This window comes from Streptomyces coeruleorubidus, assembly GCF_008705135.1.
GTDB classification, from domain to species: domain Bacteria; phylum Actinomycetota; class Actinomycetes; order Streptomycetales; family Streptomycetaceae; genus Streptomyces; species Streptomyces coeruleofuscus.
Genome location: NZ_CP023694.1, coordinates 6,988,134 through 7,002,837, shown reverse-complemented (window position 1 = coordinate 7,002,837; position 14,704 = coordinate 6,988,134). Strand labels below are relative to the sequence as shown.

At 72.0% G+C, this 14,704-nt stretch carries 14 protein-coding genes; 7 read left to right on the top strand and 7 right to left on the bottom strand.

The features are described from left to right. The first annotated feature begins 185 nt into the window (after positions 1-185). From CP976_RS32400 to CP976_RS32380, 5 genes are all read left to right on the top strand, one after another. Positions 186-1,430 carry a multidrug effflux MFS transporter gene (locus CP976_RS32400; RefSeq protein WP_150483482.1) on the top strand — a complete coding sequence of 415 codons (1,245 nt, stop codon included), beginning with the start codon at positions 186-188 and terminating at the stop codon, positions 1,428-1,430. Positions 1,431-1,486: 56 nt separating this feature from the next. Continuing rightward, complete coding sequence (locus CP976_RS32395; protein ID WP_150483481.1) at positions 1,487-2,485, top strand: aldo/keto reductase; 999 nt, start codon at positions 1,487-1,489, stop codon at positions 2,483-2,485. Positions 2,486-2,657: 172 nt separating this feature from the next. Further along, positions 2,658-3,614, top strand: coding sequence for an NADP-dependent oxidoreductase (locus CP976_RS32390; protein WP_150483480.1), 957 nt, complete (start codon positions 2,658-2,660; stop codon positions 3,612-3,614). Positions 3,615-3,680: 66 nt separating this feature from the next. Continuing rightward, positions 3,681-4,667, top strand: a complete 987-nt coding sequence (locus CP976_RS32385) for an aldo/keto reductase (RefSeq protein ID WP_150483479.1) — start codon at positions 3,681-3,683, stop codon at positions 4,665-4,667. A gap of 470 nt (positions 4,668-5,137) precedes the next feature. Then, entirely contained in the window at positions 5,138-5,416 is a 279-nt protein-coding gene (locus CP976_RS32380) for an amidohydrolase family protein (protein ID WP_150483478.1), read from the top strand. Between the two features lie 124 nt (positions 5,417-5,540). Here CP976_RS32380 and CP976_RS32375 read toward each other — a convergent pair whose 3' ends face one another. Together CP976_RS32375 and CP976_RS32370 are read right to left on the bottom strand one after the other, a co-directional pair. Next, positions 5,541-6,296: an HAD family hydrolase gene (locus CP976_RS32375; RefSeq protein ID WP_229875321.1), complete on the bottom strand. Its 756-nt coding sequence runs from the start codon at positions 6,294-6,296 to the stop codon at positions 5,541-5,543. Then, entirely contained in the window at positions 6,286-7,548 is a 1,263-nt protein-coding gene (locus tag CP976_RS32370; RefSeq protein WP_229875322.1) for an acyl-CoA dehydrogenase family protein, read from the bottom strand. Before CP976_RS32370 ends, CP976_RS32375 begins: the two co-directional genes overlap by 11 nt. Before the next feature lie 98 nt (positions 7,549-7,646). Between CP976_RS32370 and CP976_RS32365 the strand changes: the two genes are divergently transcribed. Continuing rightward, positions 7,647-8,240 (top strand): TetR/AcrR family transcriptional regulator, encoded by a 594-nt coding sequence (locus CP976_RS32365; protein ID WP_229875324.1) that lies wholly within the window; start codon positions 7,647-7,649, stop codon positions 8,238-8,240. 45 nt (positions 8,241-8,285) lie between these two features. Here CP976_RS32365 and CP976_RS32360 read toward each other — a convergent pair whose 3' ends face one another. Then, positions 8,286-9,251 carry a ScbA/BarX family gamma-butyrolactone biosynthesis protein gene (locus CP976_RS32360; RefSeq protein WP_150483476.1) on the bottom strand — a complete coding sequence of 322 codons (966 nt, stop codon included), beginning with the start codon at positions 9,249-9,251 and terminating at the stop codon, positions 8,286-8,288. Positions 9,252-9,585: 334 nt separating this feature from the next. On the opposite strand from CP976_RS32360, the gene CP976_RS32355 reads away from it, so the two are divergent. Further along, complete coding sequence (locus tag CP976_RS32355) at positions 9,586-10,245, top strand: ScbR family autoregulator-binding transcription factor (protein WP_229875325.1); 660 nt, start codon at positions 9,586-9,588, stop codon at positions 10,243-10,245. Between the two features lie 88 nt (positions 10,246-10,333). Here CP976_RS32355 and CP976_RS32350 read toward each other — a convergent pair whose 3' ends face one another. The 4 genes from CP976_RS32350 to CP976_RS32335 form a co-directional block, all read right to left on the bottom strand. Then, a complete protein-coding gene (locus tag CP976_RS32350; RefSeq protein ID WP_190146838.1) occupies positions 10,334-11,887 on the bottom strand; it encodes an MmgE/PrpD family protein in 1,554 nt (517 codons plus the stop codon). 127 nt (positions 11,888-12,014) lie between these two features. Beyond that, positions 12,015-12,383 (bottom strand): nuclear transport factor 2 family protein, encoded by a 369-nt coding sequence (locus tag CP976_RS32345; protein ID WP_030234889.1) that lies wholly within the window; start codon positions 12,381-12,383, stop codon positions 12,015-12,017. A gap of 82 nt (positions 12,384-12,465) precedes the next feature. Beyond that, a complete protein-coding gene (locus CP976_RS32340; protein ID WP_150483474.1) occupies positions 12,466-13,431 on the bottom strand; it encodes a diacylglycerol/lipid kinase family protein in 966 nt (321 codons plus the stop codon). A gap of 438 nt (positions 13,432-13,869) precedes the next feature. Then, a complete protein-coding gene (locus CP976_RS32335; protein ID WP_150483473.1) occupies positions 13,870-14,700 on the bottom strand; it encodes an alpha/beta fold hydrolase in 831 nt (276 codons plus the stop codon). Between the last annotated feature and the right edge of the window lie 4 nt (positions 14,701-14,704).

Below are 14,704 nucleotides of genomic sequence, written 5' to 3'. Positions count from 1 at the left end.
GCGGCGACAGGAGGCCGTTGGCCGGGTACCGCGCCGCCGAGAACGACGTCCGCCGCTACCGCACCCGCCACAACAACCGCCATCACCAAGGAGGACACGATGCACCGGCGCGCACTTCGGCGCGACCTGCAAGTCCTTGCTGCCGGCCTCGGCGGCACCCTTCCCGACACCGAAGAGGCCGTCGCATGAACGACCAGGCGACACGGCCGACTGGTCCCCGGCCGGCCACAACGCCCACGCGACACGTCGGGCCGGCCCTGTCCACGCTGCTGATGCTGCTCACCGTGTTCGGCCCCGTCTCGATGGACCTCTACCTGCCGGTCCTGCCCTCGCTGACGAGCGATCTCGGCGCGGCCACCTCCGAGGCACAGTTCACCCTGACCGCCTGTCTGATCGGGCTCGCTGCCGGGCAGATCATCGCCGGGCCGCTGTCGGACCGGTTCGGACGCCGCCCACCGCTGCTCACAGGCATCGCCGCGTACATCGCCGCGTCCGTGCTGTGCGCGATCAGCCCGAACCTCGTGACCCTGGTGATCGCCCGGCTCGTGCAGGGGCTGGCAGGCGCGGTGGGGATCGTCATCGCGCAGGCGGCCGGCCGGGACGTCTATGAAGGCGGTGCGCTGATCCGCTACTTCGGGCGACTGACCGTCCTCGGCGGTCTCGCCGCGATCGTCGGCCCCGTCCTGGGAGGGCAACTCGCCCGCATCACCGACTGGCGCGGCACCTTCCTCTTCCTCGCCGTGCTCGGAGTGCTGCTGCTGGTGGCCACCCTGATCATCTTCGGCGAGACGCTTCCCGGGGATCAGCGCACCAGTGGCGGCATGAGACAGACGGGCCGCGACTTCCGGCGCCTGTTCTCCGACCGCCTCTTCGTCGGCTCCGTGTTCATCACGGGTCTGACCTATGCCGCGCTGTTCGCTTACCTCTCCGGAGCGACCTACATCCTCCAAGGCGCCTACGGGCTCTCCCCGCAGGCATACTCCGTCGCCTTCGGTGCGAACTCCGCCGGTTTCATGGCCTTCGGCTACCTCGGCGGCCGCACTGCCGAGCGGTGGTCCGAGCGCGGCGCGCTCGTCATCGGCCTTGCCATGACCGCCGTCGGCTCCGTCGGGCTCCTCGCGACCGGACTGTGGAACCTGCCTCTGCCCGTCGTGCTCGCCTCCCTGTTCGTCCTCGCTTCCGGGGTCGCGTTCGCGGCACCCCCCACCACGTCGCTCGCCCTGGCCGACTACCCGGAACTCGCGGGCACCGCGTCCTCGGCACTCGGCTGCGCCCGCTTCGGGCTCGGAGGAGTCGCCGCACCGCTCGTAGGCGTCGGCGGCGCCCACGCCGTCCTCCCTCTGGGCATCGTCACCGTCGCCTCGATCGCACTCGGCGTCGTGGCCCATGCCGTATTCGTCAAGCAGTCGAGTCGCGACGACTTGGCCTGAGGGAGCACTCCCAGAACCACCTCCCACATCCATCAACCGGAGTATTCGATACCGCCATGAAGTACACACGACTTGGAACCTCAGGACTCGTTATCAGTCGCCTCGCGCTCGGCTGCATGACCTTCGGTGATTCAGCGAACGCTTTGAAGTGGGCACTCAGCGAGGAGGAATCGGAGCCGATATTCCGACAAGCCGTCGACCTGGGCATCACCTTCTGGGACACCGCAAATGTCTACAGTTTCGGCAGCTCGGAAGAGATCGTCGGGCGCGCGATCAAAAAGTACACGCGCCGCGAGGACATCGTGCTCGCCACCAAACTCTTCTACCCCATGCACTCCGGTCCAGGGGGATCCGGAACGTCCCGCAAGGCGGTCATGGAGCAGATCGACGCGTCCCTGACCCGGCTCGGTACGGACTACGTGGACCTCTACCAGATCCACCGACTTGACCACGAGACGCCCGCCGAGGAGACGATGGAGGCCCTCCACGACGTCGTCAAGGCGGGCAAGGTGCGCTACATCGGCGCCTCCTCGATGCTGTCCTGGGAGTTCGCCAAGCTGCAGTACACCGCTGATCTGCACGGGTGGACGCGGTTCGTGTCCATGCAGGACCAGTACAACCTCCTCATGCGTGAAGAGGAACGGGAGATGTTCGGCCTGCTCGCAGATCAGGGCGTCGGAAGCATCCCATGGAGCCCGCTGGCGCGCGGCCGGCTCACCCGGCCCTGGGGTGAGCAGACCCGACGGTCGGAGACCGACCCCGCATACGGGCGCCTCTTCGTCGAAGAAGAGTCGAACCGGAAGATCATCGAAGAAGTGCAGTCGGTAGCCCAGGCACGCGGCGTGTCCATGGCTACGGTCGCACTCGCGTGGGTCCTGGCGAATCCCGTGGTCAGCGCCCCGATCATCGGGGCATCCAAGCCACACCACTTGGCGGACGCCGCCGCGGCCCTCGACATCAGCCTGACGGACGAAGAGACCACCCGGCTCGAAGCGCACTACACGCCTCGGTTTGCCACCGGCATGAGCGCCGCAGACCGCCCGCCGGCTCGCTGACGGCAGCCTACGAATCTGTAAGGGAGGGGGAGAAACCGAACCTGGGAAAAATCCTTCCCCCCTCCCCACTTTGAACACTGGGTACGGTGAATTACGGCGTGGGTCGCCCACGCGGTAATTCACCTCTCTGCCGAACATCGCGGCGAACACAGGAACGTGAGGAAACTCCCGGATGAAAGTCATAGGACTGAGCGAGTACGGCGGCCCCGAAGTGCTGCGGCCGTTCGAGCTTCCCGACCCGCGCCCCGGAACACAGGAGGTGCTGGTACGGGTCCTCGCCGCCGGTGTGAACCCCGTCGACGCGATGCTCCGCTCCGGGCAGCTGCGGCAGATGTACCAAGGGAAGACGCCCCCGTTCGTCCCCGGGATGGAGGTCGCCGGCACGATCGAGGAGGTCGGCAGCGGGGTGAATCCCCGCTGGGGCCTGGTGGCCGGTGCTTACGTCGTCGGGTTCGTGGACAATCTGGGCAGCCGCGGCGGTTACAGCGAATATCTCGCCCTTTCCGCACGATCAGTGGTCCTGGCCCCCACCGGCGCGTCCAGCGCCGCGGCGGCCGGCTTTTTGAACAACGCGCTCACCGCCCGCAACGTGCTCGACGCCTTCCGACTGCCCCCGGGTGCCACCCTCCTGGTCACCGGCGCGGCAGGTTCGGTCGGTGGCTACCTGGTCGAACTCGGTGTCGCAGAGGGCCTGCACGTAGTAGCCGTCGCGGCCGAGGACGACGCGGACCTGCTCCGCTCACTCGGCGCGCAGACACTCGTGCCCCGCGGCCCCGGCATCGCCGAGCGCGCACTGAAGGAACTAGGCGGCCCGGTGGACGCGGTGGCGGACGCGGCCCTGCTGCACGAACAGATCGCTCCCGCCGTCCGGGACAGCGGCCAGATCGGCATCCTGCGCTCCTGGGACGGCGACCCAGGACGCGGCATCACGGTCAAACACCTCAACGTGCGGGAACGGGACCGGGACCGCGACGCGACAGTACGGCTCCGCGACCAGGCCGAAGACGGCACGATCACCCTGCGCCCCGCCCTGCCCTTCGACGCGGATGACGCAGGAGCCGCGCACATACGACTCGAACAAGGCGCCCTGCGTGAACGCATCGTCCTGACCTTCGACCACGGCAACTGACGGTCCGACTCGACAGGACAGACCCACTCGGCTCATCGAGTGGGTCGACCGGCAAGGAGGAGAACAATGCACACACGAACGCTGGGGCGGGACCTGCGCGTCTCCGCGATCGGGCTCGGCGCCATGGGCATGTCCCAGAGCTACGGCCCCAATCCCGGTGACCGCAAGGACATGATCGCCGTACTCCGCGGCGCCGTCGAACGCGGCGTCACGTTCTTCGACACCGCAGAGGTGTATGGCCCGTACGTCAACGAGGAACTCGTCGGAGAAGCCCTCGCACCGCTGCGCGACCAGGTGGTGATCGCCACCAAGTTCGGCTTCCACATCGAGAACGGCGCGCCCGCCGGGCTCAACAGCCGCCCCGAACAGATCCGCGCCGTGGCCGATGCCTCCCTCAGGCGCCTCGGAGTGGACACGATCGACCTCTTCTACCAGCACCGCGTCGACCCGGACGTACCGATCGAGGACGTTGCCGGCACGGTGGGTGAACTGGTTCAGGAGGGCAAGGTGCGCTGCTTCGGGCTCTCGGAGGCCGGCGCGCAGACCATCCGCCGCGCTCACGCGGTGCATCCGGTTACGGCGGTGCAGAGCGAGTACTCGCTGTGGACCCGGGACCCCGAACCGCAGGTGCTGCCCACCTGTGCGGCCCTCGGCATCGGCTTCGTGCCGTTCAGTCCGCTCGGCAAGGGGTTCCTGACCGGAACGGTCGACGCGTCCACCTCGTTCACGGACGGCGACGTCCGCACCACCATCCCCCGGTTCTCCGCGGGGAACCGCACGGCGAACCAGGCTCTGGTGGACCATGTCGCGACGCTCGCCCAGGCCAAGGGCGCCACACCCGGCCAGGTCGCCCTCGCCTGGCTCCTCGCCCAGCACCCGTCGATCGTCCCGATCCCCGGGACACGGCGCCTGTCCCGCGTCGAGGAGAACACGGACGCCACTCAACTTCCTCTCTCCGCCGACGAACTGGCCGACCTGAACGCATTGGCCGGCCGGATCGGCGTGCAGGGCGACCGCTACAACGAGCACCACATGTCCCTGGTCGACAAGTAACAGAGACCCGTAGGGCTTATGGGCTGACGCCTTATCAGCGCGAGCGTCACATGAGCGTCAGGACTGCCGTGCGCTGCCCCGCGATGCCCCGGGGGCAGCACACGCCCGCCTTCCCGGCAATGACCGGAGCCGCAGGTCAGAGGCGTTCGTACGGCATGCGACGTGCTCCACCCCTTGCACCCACGAAAACAAGTCGACCCACAACACCAAGATCGGCCTCATCCTGCAAAACAGCAGGTCAGGTTTGTTTCTCGGCCGGCCGACCGCGTGCGGACGTCCCGAGCGTCAAGCGAGCGTCATGACGGACAGGCGGTCCGTCCACTGCACCGACGCCGCCAGGCCACCGAGCAGGACCACGAGGTGCGTCAGGTCGGACCGGACTGCCCGAGCGGCCAGTGTGGTGTCAATCCTCGTGGCGCTCGGGTCGACCGGTGGGCGGAGCAGATGATCGCCCGACGGAGTGGGGGGCTATGTCGCACAGGCCCCCCGCGCCCGACGGGGTGCAACAACTGCGGGGCCTGTACTACGACACGGCAGGCACTGCCTTCCCCCGCCAGGTCCCCGCGCTGCTGAACCTCGCCGAACCGGAACGCGTGCTGTTCGGCAGCGACTACTGCTGGACGCCTCCCGCACTGGCCGACGCCCACATCGCGGCGGTCGACGCGGCCGAGTCACCGGCCGAAGGAGGCACGTGGCGTTCCCTGACCACCGCCAACGCCAAGCGCCTGTTCCCGGGCGGGTCACGGTGATCTCCATCGACTTCCGTACGTGTCCCGGCCCGATCACCTCAGGGGCGGCGCCGGCACCGCCCCGCCGCACCACCCCGATCCCCGCGGCCAGGCCGCCGAGACCCCGGACGGCGGTCCGCCGCGGTCACCCGCCTCCGTCGGTCCCGGCGGCGTGCGGTGGCACGGTGGTGTGGGTCCCGTCCGGGGCGACCATCACCGCGTGCCCCACGCAGTGCAGCATGGGCAGGTCGGAGGGGTGGTCGCCGTAGGCCCAGCAGTCGGCCGGGTCGATGTCGGGGTGGCGGGCGAGGAGCCGGCGCACCAGGGTGCGCTTGCCCTCGCCGATGGCCGGGGGGCCGATCAGTTCGCCGGTGAGCAGCGGCCCGCAGCGTTCGAGTCTCGCGCCGAGGGCGAACCGCGCCCCGACCGCCTCGGCGATGACGGCCAGCAGCGGCGGGAAGGTGCCGGAGACCAGGGCGACGGACGCGCCCTCGGCCCGGTGCCGGCGCAGCGCGGCCAGTGTGGTGGGGAGATAGAAGCCGTCGGCCCGGCTGTGCTCCCCGTACCACCGGCGGGCCGCGGCCTCGGCCTCCGCGGCCGGGCAGCCCCGGAAGGCCCTGTGGAAACGGCGGTTGGCCTCCGCGCGGGGCAGACCGGCCAGTGCGCCGAGCAGTTCGTCGGCCCGGCGCACTCCGTCCGCGCCGTGCATCCGCGCGAAGTGGTCGCGGAGGAAGTCCGGGCCGCTCTTGCGGCCGATCAGCGTCTCGTCCACGTCGAAGAACACCAGCCGGCGGGGGCCCTCGGGGCGTGCCCGCGCAGCGGGCCGGGAGGGTGTGGGGCGGAGAGGCGGCGTCGCGGGTCGCGGGGACCGGTTGCGCCCGCTGCGGGTGTCAGTGAACACCGGCGACCACCTCCGCCGGCGCGGAGTGCGCCGTGAACCGGGGCGCGGCCGCCGAGCAGGCCGCCGGCAGCTCGGCCGCCTGCTCGGGACGGTCTTCGAAGTCGGCGAACACCGAGTCGGCGTAGAGGGCCGCCGCGGTCTCCCGGCGCACGGCCTGGTGCGCGGCCAGCACGTGGACGTCGCGCCAGGTGCGCTCCAGCGGCCCCGAGCCGCCGCATGCGTGGGTTCCGGCCGCGCGGAACAGCCGCTCGACGGCGGTGACCAGGTGCTGTGCGGCGGCCGCCGCGACCCGGCGGTTGCGGGCCACGTCCCGCTCGGCGCGGGTGCCCGAGTCGGCCCGCAGCGCCGCGTCCCCGAGCAGCAGTTCGGCGGCCTCGATGTCGTCGGCCGACTGCGCCAGCGTCAGCTGGAGCGTGGCGCGCTCCGAGGGCCGGCCGGCTCCCCTGCGCGCGGCCCACGCGGTCCACTCCCGCAGGGCGTGGCGGGCCGCCCCGAGGGCGGGCGCGCACAGCAGCAGTCCCGTCCCCAGGTACGCCGGGGCGGTGTGACAGCGGGACCGTCCGGGCCCGGGAGAGCCCGCCAGCACGTCCGACAGCGAGCAGGTGCGGTGGTCGGGTACCACCACCGGGCCGTCGAGGACCGCGGTGTGGCTGCCGGTGCCGCGCATTCCGGTGCTGCGCCACGTCTCCCGTACGTGGATCTCGGCGGCGGGGACGGCGAAGAGCCGGCACCGGCCGCCAGGTAACCGCGGTTCGTCCGGTTCCGGGGCCGCGAGCAGCAGCCAGTCCGCGTCCGCGACCCCGCTGACGCACTCCCAGGTGCCGCTGAGCAGCCAGCCACCGGAGCAGCGGGCGGCCGAGCCGGAGGGCCGCAGTCCGGCGGCGATCCGCACATCGGGCGATCGGCCCCACAGGTCGAGCTGCCCTTCGAGGGGCAGGTGGGCGGCGTATCTGCCGTGGGTCGCCCACAAGGCGGCGCACCACGCGGCGGACGCACATCCCTCGCCGACGGCCGCCACCTCGGCGAGGAGGTCGCTGAAGGTTCCCTCGGTACCGTGCCAGCCCCCGGGCACGAAGTGACGGGCGAAGCCGGCGCGGGTCAGCAGCGCGACGGTCTCCGCGGACAGCCGGCCGGTGGCGTCCGCCGCCGACGCGTGTGCCGCGGCGGAGGCCACGGCGCCCGCCAGTTGTCCGCGCGCCCGCGGCGCGCCACCCTGTGCCCCCTGGCCTGTGCAGATTTGACGCCGGTTCACCTATCGCTCTCCTTTACTCCACGACTAGAATTCGTTCGGGAACGAATCTTTCTCGGCCGGTCCTTCACCACCGGGCCGGGGTGAAGGAGGTGATCAGCGTGGTCAAGCAGGCGCGTGCCCTTCGGACGCACGATCGCGTCCTCGACGCCGCCGCGTACGAGTTCGCACGCTACGGCTACGTGAACGCGAACCTGCAGCGCATCGCCGACCGGATCGGGTTGACCAAGGGCGCCCTGTACGGGCACTTCTCCAGCAAGGAGAAGCTGGCCGCCGCGCTGACGGAACATCTGTCCCGGAGCGTGCGGACGCTGCTGGACGGGGCCAGGACCTCGCCCGAGCCGGCCACGAGCCGGCTGGAGGCCCTGGTGCTCGGACTCGGCAAACTCTTCGAGACCGACCACAGGGCGCAGGCGGCCCTGCGGCTGGAGGTGGAGGCGGCTCGGGCGGCCGACACGGTGGCTCCTCTCCTGAGCGACACCCATGGCATCGCGCTCGAACTCGTGGGCGAGGTGCAGCGGGGACGGCACTGGGACGGGGCACCGCCGGCCGACGCCCTGGCCGATCTCATCGTCGCGGCGTTCTGCACCGCGCTGTGGACCGGCGTCTGCGCGGGCCCGGACCGGTCCGGGCCCAGCGTCGCCGCGATGTGGGGCGTGCTGACGCGCGCGATGGGGACACGCGCGTCAGCCTGAGCCCCGACGACCGTGCGGCCCCGGGTCCGGGCCGGTGGGCCGCCGCTACCAGGAGGCCGGGACGGCCGCCGCCGGGCGGGTGCCCACGCAGGCCCAGGCAGTCCGTGCGCGGGCCAGTACGGTGTCACCCTGGACCGCCGAGACGGACAGCTGAAACGTTTCCTGCGGACGGGCGCCCGACGCGCACTCATCGACCACCAGCTGGGTGGGCCGGTCGAACTCGCCGAAGGCCAGGCACTGCACCGTGGTCCGGGCCAGCGCGAACGACAGGTCGGCGAACGGGCCGTCGCACGCCTCGTGCACCTTGAGGTGGCCGAGCTGGCGGAAGCCCTCCAGCATCACCATCATCGGGATGTGGTCGGTGGGGTGATCGAAGAGCACCGCGTGGTCGCGGTCCACGCGCAACCGCCACTCGTCGGGCCTCGCGGCCTCTTCCAGGACGCAGTCCCGCCAGCGCAGCCGCCCCACCCGATGCGGGGGCGTGCGCGGCGCCCCGGAGGCGGCCGTCCGCGCCGGTAAGGTGGCCGGCGCGTCCGAGGCGCCGCCGCCGAGCCGGCGCAGCAGGCGGTAGCGCCGTTCGTCCACCATCAGCATGCTGATGGTGCCCCAGCCGCACGCGCGGCCGCCGACGACGAGCCGGAAGTCCATCCGGGCCCCGCTCCTGCCCCGCGCGTCGTCGCCGTCCCAGGTCCACTCGCCCACCAGGAACACCGAGAGCGGTACGCCCTCGACCCGCAGGGCGGCGGGGTCGGTGATCTCGAAGTCGATGTCGCGGCCGATGAAGCGCCGGCCGAGCGGCACACCGCAGTGCTGATGGGCGACGTAGACCATCCCCTGACGCAGGGTCTCCGCGAGCAGCAGGGGATCGCTCAGACCGTTCTCGTCCGGGTGGTAGAGCGCGTGGTCGCGCGGCCACTGGGCGGCGACGACGAACTCGCGGTCACCGGCACGGGCACCGTCGGTGACGAACACCTCCGCGACGGAGCTGCGGTGCACCAGCTCACGCGTCACGGGACGTGCAAAGCTCAACGAATCACAGGCGTGAACCATTGCTGACGCCTGAGGGATGCTGGGATGATTGAGTACGACTGACATCTGGGATTCGCCTCCCCCGTACTGGAAGAACCAGGACCATGCGAACTAACAGACGTGCGGCGCCCTTCGGCACGAAATTAATATACCTTCGGGAAGGTATCTTGCAAGGCTCGGGCGGAGCACAGCGGATGATCGGTCATCCCTGCTGGTCAGAGGGGCGAAACCCGCGAAGCGTCCGCACGTGCCCCGGCCCAATCCCCCCACGAACCGGCCACCGAAAGCAGCGGACGGCACGGCACGAATGGACGTCATGAGCGAACACAGCGACGCGACACAGACCTCGCGCATCTCCGGCGGCACCTCGGTCGACGACACCTCGCACCTCAAGCAGGAGCGCGCCATCCGCACCCGGCGCACCATCCTCGACGCGGCCGCGGAGGTCTTCGCCCGGCACGGCTACCCGAACGTCACCATCAAGGACATCGCCGACGGCGCGGAGATGACCAAGGGCGCGGTGTACTTCCACTTCTCCAACAAGGAGGCCCTCGCGGTCGCCGTGACGGAGGAGTTCTACCGCAGGCTCAACGAGATCGTCACTCCCGCGCTCGAGGGCGACCACTCCTCGCCCTCGACGGTGGTGGACGTGATGCTGCGCACCGCGGGCGGGTTCCGCGACGACGTCTACGTCAAGGCGGGGGCGCGCCTGCAGATCGAACGTCCTTACATCAAGGCGGAGATGCCGGTCCCGTACGTCGGTTTCACGTCACTGATCGTCGAACTCCTCCAGGAGTGCCAGGCCGCGGGCCGGCTGCCGGAAAGGGCGGTGCCCGAGGCCCTGGCCAGGGCCCTGGTCTCCGCCCTGTTCGGCGCCCAGCACATCTCCTGGGTGCAGAACGACCGGGCCGACATCGTGGAGCGGGTCGAGGAGATCCTCGACGCCTTCGCCCTGCTGTCGGTGCCGGCGCGGTAGGACCGTGTGGCCGGGAAAGTGCGGCGGGAGCCGGTGAACCGCTCCGTTGGCCGCACCCGCCACGCCGGCCGGCGGCGGGCCGGACGGTTCAGTCCAGGAAGGCGGCCTCTATCCAGCGACGCAGGGCGCCCGGCCGCATGCGGTGCAGCCGGTCCACGCTGTCGGACACCTCGTGCGGGCCGCCGACCGACAGGAACTTCTCCCGCACCAGGTCCGCGTGCCGGACCCGGGTCTCCGGGCCGGCCGCACCGACCGGAATCAGCCGGGTGCGCGACACCGTACGGCCGTCGGTCAGCCGGACGGTGACCCGGGCACCGGTGGCCTTCGTGGCACGGGAGAAGTCCCGGTCGTCGGCGCTCAGCGGGCCCAGCAGGTCGACCAGCTCGTCCCCGCCGAAGCCGCGCAGCCACGGCACGGCACGCTCCCCCGCCTCCCGTACCGCCTCGCCGAACGGGGCGTCGGACAGGAACAGTTCGCGCGTCATCTCGGTGTCGTGCTCCAGGCGCACCCGCCGGGCCAGCGCCCAGCGGGCCGGGTCGTCCAGGTGCGGGGAGGAGAAGTCGTCCACGGTGAACTCGCCGGTGAGCAGGGTGGTCGCGACGGGGTAGGGCACGTCGAGGACCAGGGCGCCGAGCGGAGAGCCCGGACCGTTGACGTACCGGGCGGCGCGCTCACCGGCGAAGAGCGTGTACAGGGACGCCTCGACGACCACCTCGGCCACGTCCTCGGGCCGCAGGCCGCCCAGTTCCCGGTGGATCTCGGCGGCGCAGTCCACAGCCGCGTCGATGCCCGGCCCGCCGGGGTGCATCTTGAAGGAAAGCGTGTCGGTGTGCCAGCGCCGGCCCAGCCCCTTGGCCACCGCCTGCGGCAGCGGCACGGTGGCGAACCGGGCGAGGAAGCCGTCCTCGTGCTCGACGATGTCGGGAGCGCCGCGCAGCCCCGCGTACGCCGCGTCGCAGGCGTCCATGGCGGTGCGCACCGGGGTGAAGGTGTTGAACAGACGGGCGTCGCTGGCCAGGAAGGCGCGCATCAGGGGCCAGTTGGGCATGGCGAAGGCCAGCCCGAAGGCGTTCTCGAAGAGCGCGGCCGGGGCCCGGTCGCAGTGCAGCCGGCCGGCCACCGCGCCCGCCAGGTGCGTGTGCACGGCGCTCTGGCCGCGCAGCGGGCCGAGGGTGGCCGAGGCGGTGATGCGGGCCGCGCACTCGTTGGCCGCGACGACGGCGGTCAGCAGGGACAGCCCGTCGAGCCGGCGGGTGTAGGCGAAGGCGAGCGGTACCGCGACGGTGGAGTTCGACAGGTGCCCGGCGTAGGCGGTGTCGTCGAGATTGAGCCAGGACCCGAGGGCGGCGAAGACGCCCGCGGCGGTGCGTGGGTCGCGCTGCATGGGGTGCCCGAAGGCCGCCACCAACCGCCGTCCCAGCGGGTGCTGGAGCCCGGCCCTGATGGATGCAGCCTGCGAGAGCACCTGACTGGCGGCGAGCTTCAGCACCCGGCACGGGATGTGCTCGGGGCGCAGCGTCGCCGCCCACTGGGACAGTTCACGCAGCGGGGTGTCGGTGGGCCGGCGAGGACGCCTGGGCGCCGTGCTCCCCCAGTCGTCGCACAGCGCCCTGGCCACGCTCTCACCGAGTACTGCCGTCATGGCGCGAGGCACCTCTCTTGCCGTACGCCGGCCGGGGCGTGCCGAGGCCGGCGGCTGGTCGCTCCGGGCGGGTGGGAGCGGCGGCGGGAGCACCGTCGGCCGGTGCTCCCGCCGCCACGGGAGGGGTTCAGGCGGCCGGCACCTTGTCCAGGAAGCCGTAGACGGCCTTGATGCGGCCCGCCTCGTCGGCGACCAGGACGTCGAAACCGATCGCGATCGGCTCGGCGCCGGGCTCGGTGACCAGGCCCCACTGGAACCGGGCCTGGTTGTGGTGGGCGTCGACCGTGCCGTGCAGTTCGAAGGTCAGGCCCTTGAACTGCTCGCGGGCGCCCGCCACCACCGCGCCGAAGCCCTCGTGGCCCTCGACGGCGGCGAGCGGGTCGATGTACGGGGCGTCGGCGGTGAAGAGCTCGGCGATGGCCGCCGCGCGCTTGTCGGCGTCCGCCTCGTTCCAGATGGCCAGGTAGCGGTCGACGGTGGTGGTCAGGTCGCTCATGCGTGTTCTCCTCGTTTCCGTTGGTGCGGCTGACCCGACGTGCCGTCGCCAGGCGCGCGGTACGACGGGGGTTCTGGATGTCTCAGGGGGTCTCGGGGCGGTCCGGGGCCGGCGCCCACACAGGGAGGGCGCCGGGGCGGACCTCGAAGGTGGCCGTGGAGCCGATGCCGTGCTGGTACTCGCCGTCGTGCTCCAGCGGCAGCCGGCGGCCGTCGGTGCGCTCCACGGTGATGGTCCGGCCGCGCGCGTACCGCGTGGCGGGGTGGCCGATGTGGGCGGCGGTCAGGGTCAGCCGCGGCACGTCGGCCGCGGCGATCCCGTCGCCGATGACGCAGACGTCGAGCAGGCCGTCGTCGAGCAGCGAGTCGGGCAGGACGTTGAACCGGCCGCCGCGGTAGGGACCGCCGCCGACGTTCGCGAGGACGGTCGGGCCCTCGTGCACGACCCGCCCGTCGACGGTGACCCGGCCCGGGTACGGCGCGTAGCCCGCGGCGGTGTCGGCGAAGGCACGGGCGTACCGCTCGCGGCCGGTCAGCGGCAGGTCGCGGGCGGTGATCAGCGCGTCGGCGATCACACCGGAGCAGGCGCCCAGGTAGACGTACTGACGGGTCTCGGCGAGACGGGCCAGGTCCAGGCGGCGCGGGCGGGCGCTGCCGCCGATGCCGGAGTCGGTGAGGATCGCCTTGAGGGACTCCGTCCAGGGGCGGTCGCCCCACAGCATCTTGTAGCCGGAGTTGCCGGTGCCGCCGGGCACCACCGCGAGCGTGGCGCGCCCGGAGACGGGCACCAGGCCTTGGACGGCCTCCCGGACGGTGCCGTCGCCGCCGATGACGACGACCAGGTCGGGGGCGCCGGTGTGCCGTTCGAGGGCCCTGCGCACCGCGACGGTGGCGTCACCCGGTCCGGTGGTCGGGTGCACCTCGGTGCGCTCCAGGTACGAGTCGCACAACTGGCGCACCTGTTCCACCAGTTCCGGGCTGTGGCTGCCGGAGGCCGGGTTGGCCAGGATCAGTGCCCGGGTCGGGACCGGGGCTGCTGTATCTGCCATGCGGGCGTACTCCTTCGTGGGACGGCGCCGGCGGGTCCGGGGCCGGGGCCGCGCCTGCGGCTCCGGACCCACGACATCGACTCTGCCGCCGACCGCTGTCACAGCGCTGACGTGCGGCTGACGCCGACGAGGCGCACGGGCACGGGGAGGCAGGGCAGGGACACGCCGGGCATGGGGACGCGGGGCCGAGGGCACGCCCGGCCCGCCGCGGACGCCCGCGGTGCGCCGGGCCGGGCGCCACGGGCACCCTCGGCGTGACTGCGGGCGCCGCGCCCGCGGTCATGCCCCGGCGCCCCGGTCCGCGGGCGTGTGAGGCGCGTGTGCGAGGTGGGTCGGGAGTGGGGGCGAGGGGAGGGCGGGGCGCGGGCCGGGCGGTATGCCCGGCCGCCGCCCGGCCGGGGCCGGGCGGCGGCAACGCGGGAGGCCCCGCCCTCGCGGTCACTGCTTGGCGAAAGCCAGCAGGTCCGCGTTCAGACGGTCGGCGTGGGTGGCGAACAGGCCGTGGGCCGCGCCCTCGTAGGTCAGCAGGGTGCTGCCGGGAACGAGCTCCGCGGTGCGGGGACCGCACAGCGGATACGGCGCCCCGAGGTCGGCGGTGCCGTGGACGACCAGGGTGGGCACCCGGACGGCCGCCGTCTCCGCTCGCTGGTCGGTGGTGAACAACGTGCGGTAGATCTCCGTGGCGGCCCGCGGCGAGGTGTCCATGGCCAGGTCCGTCAGCCACTCGGCCAGTCGGGGCGAGAGCGGCGTGCTCGCCGGATCCGCCTCGGGGCCGGCGAAGAACGGCCAGGTCAGTGATCTCAGCCAGGCGGCCCGGTCGGTCCGGATGGCCTTCTCGATCTCCTGGAACAGCGCCATCTCCAGGCCGTCCGGGTTGTCCGGGGCGCGCAGCAGGAACGGCGTGGTCGAGGCGACCAGCGCCAGCTTCCCCACCCGCCCGGCGCCGTACCGGGACAGGTAGCGCACGGCCTCACCGCCGCCCGCCGCGTAGCCGACCAGCAGGACGTCCCGCAGGTCGAGGTGGTCGAGCAGGTCGGCGAGGTCCGAGGCGAGGGTGTCGTAGTCGTAGCCGCTCCAGGGGACGTCCGAGCGCCCGGTGCCGCGCCGGTCGTAGGTGACGCAGCGCAGCCCCTGACCGGCCAGGAACGGTGCCTGGAACTCCCACATCCGCGAGTCCGCCATGGCGGCGCTGAGCAGCACCACGGGACGTCCTTCGCCCCAGTCGGTGCAGTGGAGCCGGGTCCCGTCCCGGGTGGTGACGTACGGCATGACG